This window comes from Bacillus sp. MMSF_3353 (genome assembly GCF_030733445.1).
GTDB classification, from domain to species: Bacteria; Bacillota; Bacilli; order Bacillales; family Bacillaceae_G; genus Bacillus_A; species Bacillus_A wiedmannii.
Window position 1 is genome coordinate 296,375 of the sequence record NZ_JASHJA010000005.1, and the last position, 20,553, is coordinate 316,927.

20 protein-coding genes and 1 pseudogene are annotated in these 20,553 nt (G+C 33.8%); 18 read left to right on the top strand and 3 right to left on the bottom strand.

Annotated elements, in window-relative coordinates; translation table 11 throughout:
- Positions 1-83 precede the first annotated feature (83 nt).
- From RBB48_RS14985 to RBB48_RS15025, 9 genes and pseudogenes are all read left to right on the top strand, one after another.
- Positions 84-443 (top strand): GNAT family N-acetyltransferase, encoded by a 360-nt coding sequence (locus RBB48_RS14985; RefSeq protein ID WP_048541207.1) that lies wholly within the window; start codon positions 84-86, stop codon positions 441-443.
- Positions 444-491: 48 nt separating this feature from the next.
- Positions 492-821 carry a hypothetical protein gene (locus RBB48_RS14990; RefSeq protein ID WP_098230739.1) on the top strand — a complete coding sequence of 110 codons (330 nt, stop codon included), beginning with the start codon at positions 492-494 and terminating at the stop codon, positions 819-821.
- A 343-nt stretch (positions 822-1,164) separates the two neighbouring features.
- Positions 1,165-2,010: a phosphatase PAP2 family protein gene (locus RBB48_RS14995; protein WP_306007821.1), complete on the top strand. Its 846-nt coding sequence runs from the start codon at positions 1,165-1,167 to the stop codon at positions 2,008-2,010.
- Positions 2,011-2,154: 144 nt separating this feature from the next.
- Positions 2,155-3,120 (top strand): ABC transporter substrate-binding protein, encoded by a 966-nt coding sequence (locus RBB48_RS15000; protein WP_088122016.1) that lies wholly within the window; start codon positions 2,155-2,157, stop codon positions 3,118-3,120.
- 131 nt (positions 3,121-3,251) lie between these two features.
- The gene (dat, locus tag RBB48_RS15005) at positions 3,252-4,127 is read left to right on the top strand and encodes a D-amino-acid transaminase (protein ID WP_000648369.1); all 876 of its coding nucleotides are present in this window, start codon (positions 3,252-3,254) and stop codon (positions 4,125-4,127) included.
- Between the two features lie 98 nt (positions 4,128-4,225).
- Positions 4,226-4,873 carry a nitroreductase family protein gene (locus tag RBB48_RS15010; protein WP_306007822.1) on the top strand — a complete coding sequence of 216 codons (648 nt, stop codon included), beginning with the start codon at positions 4,226-4,228 and terminating at the stop codon, positions 4,871-4,873.
- A 259-nt stretch (positions 4,874-5,132) separates the two neighbouring features.
- Positions 5,133-5,621: a putative periplasmic lipoprotein gene (locus RBB48_RS15015; protein ID WP_048541213.1), complete on the top strand. Its 489-nt coding sequence runs from the start codon at positions 5,133-5,135 to the stop codon at positions 5,619-5,621.
- 65 nt (positions 5,622-5,686) lie between these two features.
- Positions 5,687-5,941 (top strand): annotated as a pseudogene (locus RBB48_RS15020) (hypothetical protein).
- 114 nt (positions 5,942-6,055) lie between these two features.
- Positions 6,056-6,604, top strand: a complete 549-nt coding sequence (locus RBB48_RS15025; protein WP_048541253.1) for a cysteine hydrolase family protein — start codon at positions 6,056-6,058, stop codon at positions 6,602-6,604.
- Positions 6,605-6,639: 35 nt separating this feature from the next.
- On the opposite strand, the gene RBB48_RS15030 is transcribed toward RBB48_RS15025, so the two are convergent.
- Positions 6,640-7,089 (bottom strand): NUDIX hydrolase, encoded by a 450-nt coding sequence (locus RBB48_RS15030; RefSeq protein ID WP_098230741.1) that lies wholly within the window; start codon positions 7,087-7,089, stop codon positions 6,640-6,642.
- 253 nt (positions 7,090-7,342) lie between these two features.
- On the opposite strand from RBB48_RS15030, the gene RBB48_RS15035 reads away from it, so the two are divergent.
- The 5 genes from RBB48_RS15035 (at position 7,343) to adhP (ending at position 12,644) form a co-directional block, all read left to right on the top strand.
- Positions 7,343-8,236 carry a mechanosensitive ion channel family protein gene (locus RBB48_RS15035; RefSeq protein ID WP_097890787.1) on the top strand — a complete coding sequence of 298 codons (894 nt, stop codon included), beginning with the start codon at positions 7,343-7,345 and terminating at the stop codon, positions 8,234-8,236.
- Between the two features lie 154 nt (positions 8,237-8,390).
- Complete coding sequence (locus RBB48_RS15040) at positions 8,391-9,509, top strand: GAF domain-containing sensor histidine kinase (RefSeq protein WP_060488638.1); 1,119 nt, start codon at positions 8,391-8,393, stop codon at positions 9,507-9,509.
- A 14-nt stretch (positions 9,510-9,523) separates the two neighbouring features.
- Complete coding sequence (locus tag RBB48_RS15045) at positions 9,524-10,171, top strand: response regulator (protein ID WP_097890788.1); 648 nt, start codon at positions 9,524-9,526, stop codon at positions 10,169-10,171.
- A 192-nt stretch (positions 10,172-10,363) separates the two neighbouring features.
- A complete protein-coding gene (locus RBB48_RS15050) occupies positions 10,364-11,218 on the top strand; it encodes a MurR/RpiR family transcriptional regulator (RefSeq protein WP_088063262.1) in 855 nt (284 codons plus the stop codon).
- Positions 11,219-11,606: 388 nt separating this feature from the next.
- Positions 11,607-12,644 carry an alcohol dehydrogenase AdhP gene (gene adhP, locus RBB48_RS15055; RefSeq protein WP_000649116.1) on the top strand — a complete coding sequence of 346 codons (1,038 nt, stop codon included), beginning with the start codon at positions 11,607-11,609 and terminating at the stop codon, positions 12,642-12,644.
- Between the two features lie 140 nt (positions 12,645-12,784).
- On the opposite strand, the gene RBB48_RS15060 is transcribed toward adhP, so the two are convergent.
- Together RBB48_RS15060 and RBB48_RS15065 are read right to left on the bottom strand one after the other, a co-directional pair.
- A complete protein-coding gene (locus tag RBB48_RS15060) occupies positions 12,785-13,804 on the bottom strand; it encodes an ABC transporter permease (protein WP_141540979.1) in 1,020 nt (339 codons plus the stop codon).
- The gene (locus RBB48_RS15065; RefSeq protein WP_098088179.1) at positions 13,801-14,703 is read right to left on the bottom strand and encodes an ABC transporter permease subunit; all 903 of its coding nucleotides are present in this window, start codon (positions 14,701-14,703) and stop codon (positions 13,801-13,803) included. The genes RBB48_RS15060 and RBB48_RS15065 overlap by 4 nt, the downstream gene beginning before the upstream one ends.
- Positions 14,704-15,223: 520 nt before the next feature.
- Between RBB48_RS15065 and gntK the strand changes: the two genes are divergently transcribed.
- From gntK to RBB48_RS15085, 4 genes are all read left to right on the top strand, one after another.
- Complete coding sequence (gene gntK, locus RBB48_RS15070; protein WP_306007823.1) at positions 15,224-16,762, top strand: gluconokinase; 1,539 nt, start codon at positions 15,224-15,226, stop codon at positions 16,760-16,762.
- Between the two features lie 14 nt (positions 16,763-16,776).
- A complete protein-coding gene (locus RBB48_RS15075) occupies positions 16,777-18,126 on the top strand; it encodes a GntP family permease (protein WP_141547252.1) in 1,350 nt (449 codons plus the stop codon).
- An 18-nt stretch (positions 18,127-18,144) separates the two neighbouring features.
- Positions 18,145-19,041: a phosphogluconate dehydrogenase (NAD(+)-dependent, decarboxylating) gene (gene gnd / locus RBB48_RS15080; protein WP_088092666.1), complete on the top strand. Its 897-nt coding sequence runs from the start codon at positions 18,145-18,147 to the stop codon at positions 19,039-19,041.
- A gap of 270 nt (positions 19,042-19,311) precedes the next feature.
- On the top strand, positions 19,312-20,532 hold the full coding sequence (locus RBB48_RS15085; RefSeq protein WP_088609147.1) for a tetratricopeptide repeat-containing glycosyltransferase: 1,221 nt from the start codon (positions 19,312-19,314) through the stop codon (positions 20,530-20,532).
- The last annotated feature ends 21 nt before the right edge of the window (positions 20,533-20,553 follow it).

Here is a 20,553-nt window from a genome sequence, read left to right on the forward strand (position 1 = left end):
CTTAAGATCGCATATGGTCTTAAGGTTTTTTTCATAAATAGGACGTATTATTGATACAATAATAGTAAAAGGATGGACAACATATGATTACGTTTGAAAAAGTAACTGTAGATAATGAAAGCGTTGTTAAAGAAATGTTTCGCTCACATAGTTTAACTGAGAATCAAGTACAGTATTGTGTGAAAGTTGATGATACATATATTGGTGTAATAGACTATAGTGTACAAGAGGAGAGTGCAATTTTATCGCAGTTAATTATTCACTTTGATTATCAAAGTTACGGTTATGGGACAAATACGTATTTTACATTTGAAACGATGATGAAAGAAAGAAACGTGAAAGAGATAAAGGTATTACAAACGGAATTAACAGAACAAGCAAAAACTTTCATAGAGAGCTTTGGTTTTAATGAAGAAGATGGAATATATGTGAAGAAAATATAACGATGAGTAGTTGTGCGAGATAAATATAAGGCAGGTGGATATATGACGATGACTTCTGGTCTTGTATTAATTGGAGGGTGTTTTATAGTAGCAGAGCTAATCCATATGTTCATTCGAAAAAGAATGAATAAGAAAAGAAAGCCGTATGAATTACAATATGCCCCTGTGTTTTTCCTTTTATTTTGTATGCTTATTACATTACAAAACATAACGAACTTTCCACCGCTTTTAAATATTTTTTTTAAGTTCGGTTTGCTGTATAGTAGCACTGGAATAGCCCTTTTATTTCTTTTATTTTGCATACGTTATATTCACTATCAATCGTATATATTTATTTTAAATTGGTTAAAGCACAATGATAGAAACCGCCTTACATAAGGCGGTTTTTTTATTTGTAATTGTAATGGTTTTGAAAGTTATACGTATGCTGATTTATTTAATAGTAGTTCCATATATCAAAAAACAACGAGGTGCAATTTGACATGGAATATAAATAAGTGGATAACAAGATACAGGTATTTTTGTATATAAAGCTCAAAATTTCATTAAAATTTATAAAAATAATTAGATGATTTAACATATTATCTATTATTAGTATGTGGTACTATATGTTCTTAATCTGTAACGTAAGTAGGTGTATAAATTTGAAATGTTAATCAACTAGTTTATCTTAAGTGCTGACAAATAGCAGGATTAAATTTTGGGGAGGTTTCGTTTTTTTATGTTTAATTTGGATATTTTATTTCTTGAATGGATGACCAGTGTGGAGGGAAGTGTGCTTACAATACTTTTTAAACTTATATCTAGTATTGCAAATGAAACGTTGTATTTAGTCATTATTTCGATTTTATATTGGTGCGTTTCTAAAAGAAAAGCATTTCATATGATTGTTATGCTTTGTTTCTCTGGGTATATAGGGATAGTGGTAAAAGAATTCATGAAAATCCCGCGACCGTATACATACGAAGGAATTCAGGCTTTATATGAAAAATCAGCTGCAGGTTATTCTTTTCCAAGTACACACGTCCAGTTAGCGACAACATTTTGGGGCTCTTTTATGATGTTATGTAAAAAGAGAATCATTTGGATCATTGGAATTATTTTTATAATATTGGTTGCTACTTCTCGTCTATATTTACGTGTACATTGGCTCAGTGATATAATAGGTGCCGTTTTAATTAGTGTCATAGTTGTTTATTTATATACGAAAGTAACAGAGGAATTAAGTGATAGGAAATTTATATTGTTACAACGAATTGTATTGGCAGTTTCACTCATTATGTATTTTATGACTGACCAAATAGATAATTTAAAATTACTTGGAGTTTTGACAGGTTCTACGATTGGTATCATGTTAAAGAATCACTTTATTAAAATGAATGAAAATAATAATTTTAAAATACAAGTAGTAAAAACAGTTTTAGGCCTTAGTTTCATGTTAATGATACAGCTCATACTAAAAAAAGTAATACCTGATATGTATTATGTACGTTATGCATTGACTGGAATTACAATTACTTTCTTATGTCCGTTTATGTTTCACATGTTACGGTTAAAAAGTGAATAGCAAATAAGTACAAAAATATTTCGAATAAAAATGAGTTCGAAATTATATATATTGAAAAAGTTTTCTGATATATCTATTGACAATGTATGAGATATACATTAATCTTTAAATGTTAATGAAAATCATTTTCAACTAGGAGGATTTATGACACGCACTAAAAATATTCTTATACTTTGCATTATGTTATTAATGGTCATAATTGCAGGTTGCGGTAAAGAAGAAGAGAAGAAAGATAAAGATACATCAGTAAAGGCAAAAGATTCATATAGTATAAAGCATGCAATGGGCGAAACGACAGTAAATGGTACACCAAAAAGAGTTGTTGTTTTAACGAATGAGGGTGCTGAGGCACTTTTAACTGTTGGAGTAACGCCAGTTGGAACGACAAAACCACGAGCTGGGGATGAATGGTATCCTCATTTAGCGAATGAGTTAAAAGATACGAAAGTAGTAGGAACTGAGCGTGACATTAATTTAGAGGCAGTAATGAAGCTTCAGCCGGATTTAATTATTGGAAATAAAATGCGTCACGAAAAAATATACGAGCAGTTAAAAGAAATCGCGCCAACAGTATATGCTGAAACATTGCGCGGTGATTGGAAAGAAAACTTTACGCTTTATACAAAAGCTGTAAATAAAGAAAAAGAAGGGCAAAATGCTCTTAATGATTATAAAAAGCGTATTGCAGGAATAAAAGAACAATTAGGTGATAAAATTAACTCTAAAGTTTCAATTATTCGCTTCGTCCCAGGTGATGTTCGTATTTATCAAAAAAATTCATTCTCAGGCGTTGTATTAAATGATATTGGATTTAAACGACCACCATTACAAGATAAAGATGAATTTGCGATAAAAGGAATTACAAAAGAACAAATTCCAAATATGGACGGGGACTACTTATTCTATTTCACATCTGATAAAGATGCGGATAAGAATAATGAAGGAAACACGTTAGCGAAAGAATGGACAGAAGATCCGCTCTTTAAGCAGTTACAGGCTTCTAAAGATAATAAAGTATTCGAAGTAGATGAAGTGATTTGGAATACAGCAGGTGGTATTGTAGCTGCAAACCTTATGTTAGATGATATTGAAAAATATTTTTTAAAGTAAATGAATGGTCGAGTACATCACCTTAAATGGGTGATGTACTTTTTTATTTGTGAAAATACAGAAAATTCCTTCTTTTGAGTGTGGATAAGTTGTACAATTAAATCAATTATGGAATAAAGGAGTGGGAATGAATGAAAGCTACTCATAAAGATTGGATTTTGTTTAACGGAAGAATTGTAAATACGAAGGAAGAACAGCCGATGATTCCATTAGAGGAGAGAGGCTTTCAATTTGGTGATGGTATATACGAGGTATTCAGACTATATGATGGGAAGCCACATTTATTAGATCTACATTTGGAACGATTCTTTAATTCTATGGAAGAAATAAAACTAATTCCACCTTTTACTAAGGAGGAGTTAGTGGAAGAGTTGCATCAAATGATTGAAAAAAATCAATTTCAAGAAGATGGGAATGTATATTTGCAAATATCAAGAGGTGCTCAAGCACGTAATCATGTATATGAGTCAAATATGCAACCAACATATTTTGCAAATATTGTTTCCTTTCCAAGACCAATTGCTGCTATGGAACTGGGAATAAAAGTTACGGTAGAAGAGGATATACGGTGGAAGTTTTGTCATATAAAATCTTTAAATCTGCTACCTAATATTATGATTAAAAATAAAATAAACGAACAAGGCTATCAAGAAGCGATATTAGTACGAGATGGAATTGTAACTGAAGGGTGTCATTCAAATTTCTTTATGGTGAAGAATAATAAATTGATTACACATCCGGCTGACAACTTCATTCTACACGGCATTACACGTCACTTCGTTATTACATTAGCGAAAGAGTTACATATTGAAGTAGAAGAACGAGAATTTTCACTACAAGAAGTATATGAGGCTGATGAGTGCTTCTTTACAGCGACACCACTAGAAATATTCCCAGTCGTTCAAATAGGTGATGAACAGTTTAGAACCGGCGAAAGAGGACCAATTACAAAGAAACTCCAAGTTGCATATGAAGAAAGTATTCGTTTATTTAAAGTTACGAACTAATATTGAAGAAAAAAGCTGGTATTCCTCCAGCTTTTTTTCATGATATAATTCAAACATAGGACAAGATTTGAAAACGTTGTAAAAAGGGGATTTAATGTATGAATTATGAAGATTTTAAAGAAGTAATTCACGGTAGACGAAGTGTTAGGAAGTTCACAGAACAAGAAGTATCCATTAGTGACATAAAAGAAATTATTGATTGTGCTCGTTATGCACCGAGTGATACGAACTCACAAACTTGGGAGTTCTTGGTCATTATGAACCGAGAGAAAATTAAAGAAATTGAGCAAATGACTTGGGATGCATTACATAAACTTGCGGCAAAAGCGGCAGAAAACGGAGAAGAGAAAGCAGGGAAATTACTTACCCGTTCATTTGGACCATATGCAACAGCTTTCTCAGAGGCACCTGTATTAATCGTGTGTTTGGCAACACCATATGAATCAAAATTTCGCGAAAAGATATTTGATCCAATTACTTTTGTTCCAGATTCAGTTTGGGAAGAAGAAGGAATTAAGAGTAGCTGTTTAGCGGCACAAAACTTAATGTTGGCTGCACATGCGAAAGGGCTGGGTACTTGTCCAATGACAGGACCGGTATTGTTAGCTCAAGATGAACTACGACAATATTTACAAATTGAGTCTGAAAAACAAATAAATATGGTTATTTCACTCGGTTTTCCGAAAGATAAGCCGAAGAAACTTCCAAGAAAAGAAGTAGATGAGATTACAACATTTGTTTTTTAAAGCTTAAAATAAAAAGACATTGAATGAACAATGTCTTTTTATTTTGGACAGGTATGTAATTAATTTGTTGGGCTAAAATGATAGATAAGAGGGAATTACTATTTATTTCATAAAAAAAATTAATGTTCTATTAAGGAAAGTATGATACATTAATCGTGGGCAAGATTCTATTTGTTCATGAAAGTGTTGAAAATAGTCTTAAAATTTAAAAGTTATTTTTGTATAATAAATTATAATGAAATGACAGGGGGGATGAATTTTGAAAAAATTCATAATCACTGGATTGTCTGTATTGTTATTAGCCGGTTGCGGTGCTCCACAAGAAAAAGAGGATGCGCAATCAAAGCAGGAAGAACGAGTTGTAAATGCAAGTAATGAGAATATAGTAGTATTCCCTGAAGGTGCAGTACCAGTTGGTGAAGGAAAAGTAAAAGTTATTACACCAGATGGTACTTCTGAAAACGGCAATATACCAACTGTATTCATCAAAAAGGATACTTTAATTCAACATGTTGAATTAGAGCTTTCTAATTTTCAAAATGATAAAGAAACATTTATATTTGTAGATCAAGTATATGCAGATAAACATCAAGTCACTAGTACAACACAGACAACAGTACAATTAAAAGAAAAGACACTTGAGACAGGTAGTCATACGATTACTGCAGTTCAGTATGAAAACAATGATCCAAAAGGAAAGGTTATTAGTTTAAATCAAGCAACATTCGAAACAAAACCAGCGTCATAAGAAGAATAAAAAGTACATTACTCAAAAAGTAGTGTGCTTTTTTGTTTATACTAGAGGATGTAACAGTGAATAACTTGTTTCGTTTTCTAATACGATTAAGTAGGAAGAAATCACTTGTTTCTACTATGATAGAGAAAGAGGCTGAAGATGTGAATCGGTGTATTCGTATCGTCTTGATTATTTTAACGATGTCAGTCATTTGGTTTATGATCCAAGAGGTGACTCAAATTACGCTCAATTAACAAATTCATGATTTGTTAATAGGAGCTATTTGTTTTACCATTGTTTATCTATCATATGATAAACTCAGGTTAAGGTAAGTTTTACATGAAAAATGTAGGTATTTCATTTGAAATGTCGAATAGTACATACGATGTCGTAATAACAAATTTTCTATTGTTTACTGTGAAACAGGAGAAGGGGAGATAGTGGTTATGAAACGAGCTCTTATTAATATTGATTATACATATGATTTTGTAGCTGAAAAAGGTGCTTTAACATGCGGGAAACCAGGACAAGAAATTGAGAAGGAAATTGTCCATATAACGAAAGAATATATTGAAAATGGGGATTATGTTGTCTTTGCAATCGATAAACACGATGAAAATGATGTATATCATCCAGAATCAAAGTTATTCCCGCCTCATAATATAGCTGGTACAAATGGAAGAGATTTGTTTGGTGAATTACAAGATGTGTACGAAACATATAAAAATGCAGAGAATGTATATTATATGGATAAAACACGATATAGTGCATTTGCAGGAACAAACTTAGAGATGAAGTTAAGAGAAAGAGGAATAGAAGAAGTTCATCTTGTAGGTGTTTGTACTGATATTTGTGTTCTTCACACAGCAGTAGACGCTTATAATAAAGGATTTAAAATTGTTGTTTTTGAAAAGGCGGTTGCATCTTTTAATGAGCAAGGACATGAATTTGCCCTTGGACATTTTAAGTCATGCTTACATGCAGAAGTGAAGTGAAAAAAAGAGGCCTTTAAAAAGGTCTCTTTTTTCGTTTAAATTGAGACGAGGTTTCGCTCGATTAGTTTTTTTATGAACGGACTAATTTTTTCTGGTAACCCATTTAAGTCAAAAAATTGTACATGTAATGATTCTAATCCATCAGCTTTTAACGTACCACCTGTAATATCTTTGCAAAGATATGCGATTGTTATAGAGTAAAATTCATCTCCGTTCGGTAATTTTACAAAAAATTCTTTTCCGGAAAATACGCTTATTAACTGTAAAGAGCCTATTTCAATCCCTGTTTCTTCAAGCACTTCCCGTCTTCCGGCTTCTTCCGTTGATTCGCCAAGTTCAACGAATCCACCAGGGACAGCCCAAATACCACTTCGTCTCTGTTGTAGTAATATTTGTTCTTTTTCATTGAAGACAGCTACAGCAACGCCAGATAAATTGAGTGGTCTTGATCCAATAACTTCTCTTAGTTCTTCGATATAGCCCATTGTTAGTTAACCCCCGCGAGTCAAAATATTTACAAATGAACTATTCGGTATTGTGTTAATATTTTCCTTTTTTTGAGATATGTAGCGCAGTCATAAAATAAAGTCGGTTATAAAAAATTCTAATGTAATCTCCCTTTAGATAATGAAAAAGGGTATATTTATAGAAGAAAGTGTAACAAGTTTTAAGGAAATCAAAAGGTATGACAATAAATTAGTTTTTCATGAAATTTTCATTAGTTAAGGGTGTGGATGGATGAGTTTATTAACGTATACTGAAGAATTTTTTAATTATGTACGTGAGTTTTTACTTTTAAGATTTTTACTATTTGCATTAGTTTTAATCATTATCTCTTTTGTAATCAACCGTATTATTGATTGGTTTTTTAGGAAATCAAGCTTTTTTGATGAAGAGGTAGAGCAAACGATTCAAAGTGTGATTCGATCTATTTTTAGATATATCATTATCATCAGTCTAATCATATATTTAATTAGCCAATTTGTAGATATAAAAAGTATCATTGCAGGTGCAGGGATAGCGGGAGTTGTTATTGGTTTTGCTGCACAACAGATGTTAAAAGATGTTATATTAGGCTTTGCGAGATTAGCGGACAAAGAGTTTCGTGTTGGCGATTTTGTTACTTTTAACGGAACAAATTCAGGAACAATTGAGGAAATTAGTATTCGTTTTATGCAAATTCGTGAATGGTCAGGAAAACTTCTTACGATACCACACGGAGAGATTAGGACGATACAAAATTTTAATAAAGGATGGATGCGCGTAATTGAACGGATTACGGTAAGTTATCAGGAAGATCCTACAAGAGTTAAGGAATTGTTAGAAGAAGTTTGTGTTAATTGTAATAAAAGATTGGCTTCGAGTCTTTATAAAGTAGAGGATGAAGCTGTTGAGCCGTTTAAATATGTTGGTGTCACAGATTTAAACCCGAACCTTAAATATGTTGGATATGAATTTTGTATTACAGGTTTAATAAAGCCAGAAGATTATTTTGAAACTTCTAGACAAGTAAGGTTTGAATTAATGTCTATGTTCCATAAGAATCAAGTGCAAATGCCAGCAGCAAATATGGTCGTTACTACTGAAAGTTTACAGCATAACCATGGTGGACAATCTTTATCGGACAGCTAAAATAGAATAGTTTGTTAACAAAAATCTAGCTTCCAACATTGGATAGAAAAATAATAAAATGATTAATTTAAAGAAAGAACTGAAGGAATTCAGTTCTTTCTTATTTGTAGAATTTAGAAATTTCTTAATGTTATAATGATAGATGGTGATGAAAATGAACTTTGAAGAAAAAGAGATGCATCGTTTAGAAGCATTAAAAGCAATTGCAGAATTATTAAATGAAGCAACAGACTTACAAGTCATGTTAGAAAAAGTGTTACATACATTGTTACAAGTTATGAATTTACAAACAGGGTGGATATTCTTTATCGATGAAAGTGGAAAGCACCGTATGCTTGTAGATGAAAACTTACCACCGGCTCTTACATGGAAAGAGAAGAAGCCGATGTGTGAAGGGGACTGCTGGTGTGTAGAGCGTTTTGTGAATGGCAGATTGGAAAAAGCGACAAATATTATTGAATGTAAGCGAATAGAGGATGCGATTGAGTGTAATTGGGGAGAGACAGAAGATGTTACGCATCATGCGACGATTCCACTTAGGTCTGGATCGGAGAAGTTTGGTCTATTAAATGTAGCCTCACCTCAAAAAACACACTTTTCAGAGGAAGAATTGGCATTATTAGAATCGATTGCATTTCAAATAGGAACGACAATACAACGTATTCAGTTAGTAGAGAAAGAACGTAAATACGTAGTGGTAGCTGAAAGAAATCGACTTGCACGTGATTTACATGATTCAGTAAAACAATTGTTATTTTCTATAATGCTAACAGCAAAAGGTACTTTAAATATGACGCAAGATAGAGACTTGCAAGAGATGTTGAGCTATATTGGAGAATTATCACAGGAAGCATTACAAGAAATGACACTTTTAATTTGGCAATTAAGACCGGAAGGATTAGAGAAAGGTTTAGCAGAAGCAATTAAAAATTACGGAAAGTTGTTAGGGATCCACGTGGAAGTTCGAATTGATGGTATGGTTTCAATTGGAGATGAAATAGAAGAAGTTTTATGGCGTATTAGTCAAGAAGCAATACATAATTGTAAAAAACATGCTTCATGTGAAAAGGTAAATGTTCTTTTAAAAATAGAAAATAACCAGTTGTATTTTTACATAGAGGATAACGGAATAGGATTTATACAAGATCACGTAAGAGAGTCAGCGCTCGGTTTAAAAAGTATGAAGGAACGTATTCAGTTAATGAGGGGATCATTTCAAATAAAAACTGAGCTGAAAAAGGGTACAAAAATTGAAATTCAATTGCCGGTTTAAAGGGGAGAAGAAGATTGAAGATTAAATTACTACTAGTTGAGGATCATCATATTGTTCGAAGAGGACTTGTATTCTTTTTAAAAACGAGAGAAGGATTTGAAATAGTTGGGGAAGCAGAAAATGGTGAAGAGGCATTAACATTCATTCAAACGGAAAGACCAGATGTAGTATTAATGGATCTATCAATGCCGAAGATGGATGGTATAGAAGCAACAAAACGGATAAAGCAATATGATAAAACAATAAAGATACTTATATTAAGCAGTTTTTCAGAGCAAGATTATGTTTTACCAGCACTGGAAGCTGGAGCAGATGGTTATCAATTAAAAGAAGTACAACCTGAGCAACTTGTTGCTTCTATCATTGCAGTACATGAAGGAAATGCGAATTTTCATCCGAAAGTAACACCAGCACTATTCGGACGATCAGCAGTTAAGAAAGAAAAAGAGAACCCTTTTTCCATGTTAACAAAAAGAGAGCAAGAAGTACTTCGTGAAATTGCGAAAGGGCGAAGTAATAAAGAAATTGCAGCAGAGCTTCATATTACAGAACAGACTGTGAAAACACACGTTTCAAATGTTTTAGCTAAATTGGAAGTAGATGATCGTACGCAAGCTGCATTATATGCGGTGAAGCACGGGGGAAATAATAAGTATGAATAATTATGTCCCATGTTACGACAGAATACATAGGAGTATTTAAAATTTATCCCGCTATTTGCGGGCTTATAATTAGTGGGAGATGTACAATACTCTCACTGATTAAAGTTTCAATTTATAGTAGTGCTAAATAAAGGTTTTTCTTCTTTCTATAATTAGGTACAATAAAACTACGATGGAAGGGGAAGATATGCTATGCCAGGTACAAGAAGTGGGATTGGAAAGATTCAGGCTTCGTTAAATGGTTTATCACCGAAATTGCGAAGTATTGCCGAACATATATTGAAACATCCACAAGATGTTGTACATAAATCTATTACAGAATTAGCTGAAGTTACGAATAGTTCTGAAGCTACGATATTCCGCTTATGTAAGCACCTCGGTTTTCAAGGGTTTCAAGATTTAAAGATTACATTAGCTCGTGAAATTGTACATACTCCTATGCAAAATATTCATGAAGAAGTATCGGCAGAAGATAGTATGGTAACTGTTGCTAAAAAAGTTTTTCATTCGCATATTACAGGACTGCAAGATACATTGCATTTGTTAAATGATACAGCGCTAGAGCAAGCCGTAAAGGTATTGCAAGATGCAAGTCGTATTGAGTTTTATGGAAATGGTGGTTCTGGTATTATAGCGATGGATGCATATCATAAATTTATGAGAACGGGTATTTCTTGTATTGCTCATACAGATTCACATTTTCAAATTATGGGTGCGGGTTTACTTACTAAAGAAGCAGTGGTAATTGCAATTTCTCATTCTGGTAGCAATAAAGGGTTACTGGAAGCGTTAGAAGTAGCAAAAGCAAGAGGAGCTCGCATTATTGCAATTACGAGCTATCAGAAATCAGCATTAAGTCAACTTGCTAATATTACATTATATACTTCAACACGTGAGACGGAATTCCGTACAGAAGCAAGTTCATCAAGATTAGCACAGTTAAGTTTGTTAGATACTTTATACGTTGGGTTATCGTTACAACGCCAAGAAGAGACATTGCAAAATTTACAAAGTATACGTGAAACAATTTCGATGAAACGAATATAAAAAGTCCTTCAGTTGAAGGGCTTTTTATATTGGTCAATAGTTTGATGATATATAATCTAGGTTTACTCGTTATAATCTTTTTTGAAAATATAATGATAATAATTTCCTATATTAAAAAATCTTTATTTATTACTTCGCATCTTGAATTCTAATAAACGATACATAGATGAAATCTCAGTTTTCCCTTCAAATATAGTAAGAAAACATTTGGTTAATAATTCAAATATTGTTCAATATTTAACAATAAGCTTTTAAAATTACATGTTATGATGAACGTGTAATGATGATTGAACATTTAAATTTGGTGCAATAATTGGCCGAAACAGTGCAGGTAGAAGTTGTGAGATGAACTCATTAAAATTCTAAAACACTAAAGGGGAGATCACATATGAAAGCAGTAGTAGTTAATAAAAATAGTAAAGCAAACATTGAAGTTATTGAAAAGGAATTACGTCCGTTACACTCAGGTGAAGCGCTAGTAGATGTAGAGTATTGTGGAGTTTGTCATACTGATTTACACGTTGCAAATCATGATTTTGGAAACACAGATGGCCGTATTCTTGGTCATGAGGGGGTAGGTATTGTTACGAAAATTGCTGATGATGTAACTTCACTAAAAATAGGTGACCGTGTAAGTATTGCATGGATGTTCCAATCTTGTGGACGTTGTGAATATTGCATAACTGGTAGAGAAACATTTTGCCGTGAAGTTAAGAATGCTGGTTATTCAGTAGATGGTGGTATGGCAGAACAATGTATTGTTACAGCTGATTATGCTGTGAAAGTACCAGAAGGATTAGATCCTGCTCAAGCATCATCAATCACATGTGCGGGCGTAACTACATATAAAGCAATAAAAGTATCAGACATTAAACCTGGTCAACCTATCGTCATCTATGGGTGTGGTGGATTAGGTAACCTAGCTATCCAATATGCTAAAAACGTGTTTGGTGCAAAGGTAATTGCAGTAGATATTAATGACGATAAATTAGCATTAGCAAAAGAGGTTGGTGCGGATATGACTATCAATCCAATTTCTCAAGGTCCTGCTGATAAGATTGTTCAAGATGAGTTTGGTGGTGCTTATGCTGCTGTAGTAACAGCCGTTTCTAAAGTAGCGTTCAATTCAGCAGTTGATGCAGTACGTGCTTGTGGTAAAGTCGTTGCAGTAGGTTTACCAGTAGAAACGATGGATTTAAACATTCCGCGACTTGTACTAGATGGAATTGAAGTAGTTGGTTCTCTAGTCGGTACTCGTAAAGACTTAGAAGAGGCATTCATGTTCGGTGCAGAAGGAAAAGTAGTGCCGGTTGTTCAAACTTGTTCTCTAGATAAAGTACAAAATGTATTCGAAGAAATGGAACAAGGTAGAATTCAAGGACGTATGGTAATCGATTTTAAACAGCATAATTGTGATTGCAAATAATTCATTTTAAATATAAAAAGCATGAGTCTAGCTAAAGACATGTAAAAAAGTTAGACGGCAGAAAGAAGATGATCCCTGCATTCAACAGGAATCATCTTCTTTGCATTCCACTACTATCAATGTCGACTAACGAGAAAGGATTAAAGGTTCACTTTATCTACAAACGAAAAAGAATCTTTACTTTTAACAAATTTTTTATGATTTGGAACGGTTTGAATTGCTACAACTTGCGAATCTCTTGCTTTCAGTGCATCTTGAATCCCGATTGTCATAAGCTTTATAAATAGAATCGTAATAAAGAATGAAACGAGAGTATACAAAATAATCCACCATGAAATATTCATTTCATAACGATTTAATCCAATAAGGCCTGCCCAATCATTAGATAGAGAAACAGGTTTGAGTACTCCGTCATAGAGTTCACGCATTTGTATCCCGCCAATTACAATATCAAGCAACGCTAAATGGATAACGAGTATGAGTGCTTGGACGATATGTTCCATGAATAACACAAATAAGCGATCAAGTAATAAGACTCGTAAGTGTTTTTTGATAATATGAAAACGGCTAGCCCCTAGCAATTGGGAACTTAAAATGTAATCTTGTTTCATAAATTCCTCAACCTCTGAGGATATATATAAAGAAAGTGTAGGCAGAGCGACGAAAATAAGTACGAGTACTTGATAAAAAGCAAATGAAATATTTGGATCTAATCTATCAGCATTTGATACGATTACAATATTAACGGGCGTGATGAGTATAAATGCGATAAATAAAGTAGGAATGTAATAAAAAACTTCTGAGCATGACTGGAAAAATCTCTTGAATTTTGGAGCATATAAACTTAAGAGGATTCCTATACATGTTCCGAATAAAATTCGAAAGAAGCTAATTGCCACGGCTAATAAAATGGTAAATTTTGCTCCTTCTATAATTTGTAAGAAAACAGACTCTCCAAAACGATCAGATCCAAAAGGCGGTATTAACGATGGTGGAAAGGGGGCCTTTCCAAGTAATTCGTTATTGTCATTGTAAAGTAACTGAGGAGGTTTTGGGATGTTATCTTTAAAGAACCAACTATAAATAAAACTAGCTGAAACAAGTATGAATAAATAAGTAAAGCCGATTAAAAAGCGTTTTGATTTCCAAATAGATTTCATAAAGCTGCTCCTTTCAATTGCTTTTGCCATCTATTCATCATGAAAGAGGTTATTTGAAAAATGGCATAAAACGGTAAGATAATCATGACAAGTATAATAAATGCAGCGGGAGGTGAAATAAACGCCTTCTTAAATAAAAATTGAATAATACCTTGCATATTAAAAACAAATTCTAAAATGAATAAGTTAGAAAGTAAGAAAACAAAAATCGTTTTTAAATGGTAGAAGAAGTGGATAGATATATTTTTGAATAAATGAATGCGTAGTATATAACTTGATGAAAGACCTTTTCCATATGCAACCTCTACGTAATGTTTTCCATGTTCTTCTTGTATGTATAACACCATCATCCGAAACATTTGTAATGTAGGTAAGACCGCTAAAGATAAAATAGGGAGTAAATAAGCGCGATTTTCATTAAAAGAAATAATGGTGAAAGGAGCTTCCCCAAATTTCTTAAGTACCCAAATGAAAAATATTTGCAAACAAATCATCATCATCATATCAGGGACAGCTTCTAATATGAACACAATTCGGTTTATCCATTTTTTTATATAATCTTTTGCTAAAAAATAAAAAAATGCCATGCTAGATGAGATAAAGAGCGCAAGCAAAAAGGCCACAAATAATACAATAAATGAATATAGGTAAGGTTCTAAAACAGTTGGAAATAATGGTGTTGTTTTTAAATGACCAAACTTTGGGTCTGATCCTATAACCAACAATGATTCAGGTGAGAAAACCTGTTTTAACATAGTAACGATCTGGTTAAAAAAATAAATTGGTTGAAAGGTGAATCCTTGTTGAGTGATAAATAAATAAGGTAAATTTAATAATAGTAACAGTGATAAAAGAATTGATGAAAGCTTAATTGTGAATTGAGATATTTTATGTAACATTAAATCCCTCCGACATCTTTTTACAACATTATACAATAAAGTCTAATAGTATTTTTATTTTTCTGAAAAATAAAAATACTATTAGATTTTATAGTATGGAACATATATTTACAAGTTAATAAAGTGATAGTAGGATCCGCACTCTAAGACTATTAAGATAAAAGGACGAGTGAACTTAATACAATAAAAACGAGCAAAGTGCACAAAATTTCCATTGCGGAGGTAGTTGCTGTACAACTCCTTTTTCATGCAAATGAGTAGAACGTAAGGAAGGACTATGTATGTGTTGTTAATGAAAGAAAAAGAGAGTGTGTTGCGAAACGTAAAGAATATAACGCAACTTTACCGCGGGGAAAATCTAAATTTAGTATGTAAGTGAAATGGAATGATGGGGATATATTTTTTTGTTATGAAAAAAATTTTCTTTTTAAAACTTGATTAATGAAAAAATATTTTATATACTAATTCATGTAAACGGTTTACTAGATCGTATTTTGCTAGAAACGAAGGGAAGATCCGCATGGAAACAAGGGGGAGAGTAATCGGGATTGATATCGGTACCACAAGTACAAAAACGGTTGTATTTACAGAAAAAGGAAAAGTCGTTGCATCACATGCAGTTGATTATCCAATTATTCAACCGAACGTCGGATGGGCTGAGCAAGATCCTGATGTAATATGTGCTGCTGTATATAAAACTGTAAGCGTTGCCATCCGAAAGGGTAACGTGTTACCAGAGGATATTTCTTCAATCGGTATTAGTACAGCAATGCACGCATTAATTGCAGTAGATAAAAACGGTGCACCATTAACGCGTTCTATCATTTGGGCAGATAATCGAAGTACGAAACAGTCAGAAAAATTATTACAACATATGAATGGTCATGAAATTTATAGACGAACGGGTACACCAATTCATCCGATGTCGCCACTTTCTAAATTATTGTGGATGAAAGAGGAAGAGCCAGAATTATATGCGAGCGCATATAAATTTATTTCCATTAAAGAGTATGTTATGTATCAATTGTTTTCACGTTACGTAGTGGATTATTCAATAGCATCAGCTACTGGGTTATTTAATTTAGAAACATTAAACTGGGATGAAGATGTTTTAACGTTGTTACATATGTCACCAGAACAATTATCAACACCAGTGCCAACTACATATATTTTGTCGGGTATGAAACCGGAATTAGCACAAAAGATGGGTATTCGTGAAGATACGTCAGTTGTTATTGGTGCAAGTGATGGTGTTCTTGCGAATGTGGGCGTTGGGGCAATATCGCCTGGCTCAGCTGCAATTACAATTGGTACAAGTGGTGCGGTTCGAACAATTTCATCAAGTGTTAATACAGATGAAAAAGGAAGAACGTTTTGTTATGCATTAACAGACGAGCACTGGGTGATCGGCGGACCAACGAATAACGGCGGAATATTACTGAGATGGTTACGTGATGAATTTGGTAGCCCAGAGCAAGAAGTAGCAAAAAAACTTGGCATTGATCCGTATGATTTATTAATTAAGTATGCGGAAAGTGTACCAGCTGGAGCGGGTGGATTGCTATTTTTACCGTTTTTATCTGGAGAGCGTGCACCGTACTGGAATGCAAATGCTCGTGGTACATTCTTTGGAATAAACCTTCAGCATAAACGAGAACATTTTATACGTGCAGTCATGGAAGGTGTTTGTATGAGCGTATATTCTGTTGCACTCGCAATCAGGGATTGTACAGGGCCACTTACTGAAATACGCGTTTCAGGAGGTTTTGCGAAATCTGCATTTTGGAGACAAATGTTATCCGATATGATGGGAAAAGAATTGCTTGTTCCTGAAAGTCATGAAGCATCTGCGCTTGGGGCAGCGGCAGTTGCTTTATATGCTGTAGGAAAAATTGATTCTCTTGAAGAGGTAAAGGATTGGATTGATATTGTTCATCATCATGTACCGAATAAAGAAAATACGGCTATATATTTAGAAATGTTTTATATGTATGAACGACTTTACAATCGCTTGAAAGAAGAATTTGATTGTATAGCTGCTTTCCAACGTAAACAATAGGGGGATTGGGAGAAATGGTAGTTGGAATCGTACTAGCGGCAGTTGTCATACTACTTTTACTTATTACAGTAGTAAAATGGCATCCGTTTGTCGCGTTAATTTTAACAGCAATTGGTGTAGGACTTGCAATGGGAATGCCATTGATTGGAACTTCACCAAAAGATCCAGGGATTATCGATTCTATTAAACTAGGGCTTGGTAATACGTTAGGGTTTTTAGCGATAGTTTTAGCATTAGGAACCATGCTAGGAAAAATGATGGCCGAATCTGGCGGTGCTGAACGAATTGCTACCACATTAATAGATCGTTTTGGGAAGAAACGTGTTCACTGGGCGATGATGTTCGTTGCATTTTTAGTAGGGATTCCAGTATTTTTCCAAGTTGGATTTGTACTACTAATTCCATTAGTATTTACAATTGCGTTAGAAACAGGGGTATCACTTATTACAATCGGTATTCCACTAGTAGCAGGTTTATCTGTTGTACACGGACTCGTTCCGCCACATCCAGCAGCGATGGCAGCAGTAGGTATTTTTAAAGCAGATGTAGGGAAGACAATTTTATATGCTTTAATCGTCGGACTTCCAACTGCAATCATTTCAGGTCCGCTTTACGGGAAATGGATTGGTGCTCGTATACATAAAGAAGTACCATTAGATATAGCGGAGCAATTTATTGAAAGAGATAAGAAGAAGGAGCTTCCTAGTTTCGGAAATACATTGTTTACAATTTTACTTCCAGTATTTCTAATGCTAGGTGCATCAATTGCGGAAGTAGCACTAAACAAAACAAGTCAACTTGCACAAGTATTGCACTTTATTGGAGATCCAATCGTCGCGTTATTAATTGCAACGATATACTCTTTCTTTAGTCTTGGTTATGCAAAAGGTTTCTCAAAGGATAAAGTATTACAATTTACAAACGATTGCCTTGGGCCTATTGCGAACATACTGTTAGTTATCGGTGCAGGCGGCGCATTTAATAAAGTATTATTAGATTCTGGAATTGGAACGACAATCGCAGAAATGGCGAAAGAATCTCATATTTCACCGATATTATTAGGCTGGGGAATTGCGGCACTTATCCGAATCGCAACTGGATCGGCAACGGTTTCTATGATGACAGCAGCTGGTATTGTTGCGCCGATTGCAGCAAGTACACCAGGTGTAAATGTTGAACTACTAGCACTTGCAACAGGTGCAGGGTCATTAATTTTATCACATGTAAATGATTCTGGATTTTGGATGATTAAAGAATATTTCGGAATGACTGTGAAAGAAACATTATTAACATGGACTGCAATGGAGACGATATTATCTGTTGTAGCACTTGGACTCATTTCGTTATTAAATATATTTGTATAGAATGGGAGATTGATTAATATGAAACTAGGTTTAATTGGATTAGGAAAAATGGGATTCCCATTAGCAGAACATTTATATGAAGACAAGCATGAAGTAGTGGTATATGACGTTAATAAAGAGCTTGTTGAAAAGGCAGGGGCAATAGGGATTACCGCTCGTCATACATTAAAAGAAATGATTGCTGAACTAGAAGCTCCTCGTAAAATTTGGGTAATGGTACCTGCGGGAGAAGTTGTTGAATCGGTACTAAAAGATGTATATCCATTATTAGAGGAAGGCGATATCGTTATTGAAGGCGGGAATTCATTCTATAAAGATACGTTACGCCGTGCTGAAGAAGCGAAAAGTTTTGGTTTACATTACGTAGATATCGGTACATCAGGCGGTGTAGAAGGAGCTAGATACGGTGCTTGCTTAATGGTTGGTGGAGAAAAAGAAATTTATGATCAATTAGAACCTTTATTTAAAGATTTAGCAGTAGAGAATGGGTATTCTTATGCAGGCCGCGTCGGAAGTGGTCATTTCTTAAAAATGGTTCATAACGGTATTGAATACGGAATGATGCAAGCAATCGCTGAAGGCTTTGAAGTGTTAGATAAAAGTGATTTTGATTTCAATTATGAAGATGTTGCTAAAGTATGGGCAAACGGATCAGTTATCCGCGGTTGGTTAATGGACTTAACTGAAAAGGCATTTGCAGATGATCCTAAACTTGATGGCATTAAAGGTGTGATGAACTCTTCAGGAGAAGGGAAATGGACTGTGGAAACGGCACTTGAACTTCAAGCGGCAGCACCGGTAATCGCAATGTCATTATTTATGCGCTACCGTTCTCAAGAAGATGATACATTCCACGGAAAAGTAGTTTCAGCTCTTCGTAATCAGTTCGGTGGACATGAAGTTGTGAAAAAATAAGGTTGTTTTTAAAAAGAAACTTGTGCATAGGCGCAAGTTTCTTTTTTTATAGTTTAAGAAATTTCTAATTTAAAAATACCAATCAATCATTGTTTATTTGTACTGATTGTATCAAATATATAGTGAAGCATGAAAGATGTCCCAACATAAAAATAAGAATAAATAAAATGAAATTTTCATAAATAGTAAAAGGATGATTATGTCATCAGTGTAGCTATGAAGTGGTGTTACATATGAAAAGAGCGTGTTAATAAAATATGAGGTGGTTAAATGGGAAATGAGCAAGTGAAGAATGCAGGGGAAGAAAAAAAGTTATGTCTTTGTATGATTGTTAAAAACGAGTCTAGAATTATGGAAAGATGTTTAAATGCTACAAAATCAATTGTAGATTTTGTTTCTATTTGTGATACGGGATCAACTGATAATACACCTGAAATTATTGAAAATTGGTGTGAAGAAAATGAAATCCCTGGAACAGTTCATCATGAACCATTTCAAAATTTTGGCTATAACAGAAGTTTAGCAGTTTCATTAGCACAAAAAACATATCCAGAAGCAGATTATTTATTAATATTAGATGCAGATATGATATTAGAAGTTGATCTCGAGTTTGATAAGACTAGTTTAACGGAAGACCACTATCTTACAATGCAATATGATATTCATATTAAGTATTGGCTTACACGCCTTTTGAAAGCTTCTTTACCATGGAAATCTGTCGGTGTTACTCATGAGTATTGGGATATAGATCGTTCCAAAGTTGGTGCGAATTACAATACGAGAGTAGCTAGGTTAGAGACGCTTGTCGTTAACGATCCTGGGGATGGTGGTAGTAAAGCTGATAAATTTGAGAGAGATGAGCGGTTGTTGTTACAAGGATTGAGTGATCCAGAAACAACGCCAGATTTGCATATAAGATATTTATTTTATTTAGCCCAAACTTATTTTCATTTAAGTCAATTTGAAGATTCGATTAAATGGTACAAAAAAAGAGTGGAAGCAGGTGGATGGGTTGAAGAGGTGTTCTATTCGTTATTGCGAATAGGATTTTGTTATGAACAATTAGCAAACCGTTCAGCAAATAAACAATATGAGGTAACAGAAGTGGATGAAAAAGAAAATGCTAAGGCGCAAGAAGAGCAATATACAGCATTAGCTATTCTTTATTTTCAAAAAGCGTGGGAATATAGACCAACTCGGGCTGAGCCATTATACCAACTTGCAAGAATGTATCGATTAAAATCTCAAAATAATATTGCTTTGATGTATGCGTTGCAAGGGAAGGAAATTCCTTTTCCGAAAAATGATCTGCTATTTGTAGATTATCATGTGTATGATTACTTATTTGACTATGAGATTTCTATAAGTGCTTTTTATATACCGCATAAAAAACATTTAGGTGCAGTATCACAAAAATATTTGGAATCGAGAAAAGAAGAGCTACCGTTGCATATAGCAAATATGGTAGAAAGTAATGCGAAATTTTATTAAATACATTGTCGGTTAAAGGAG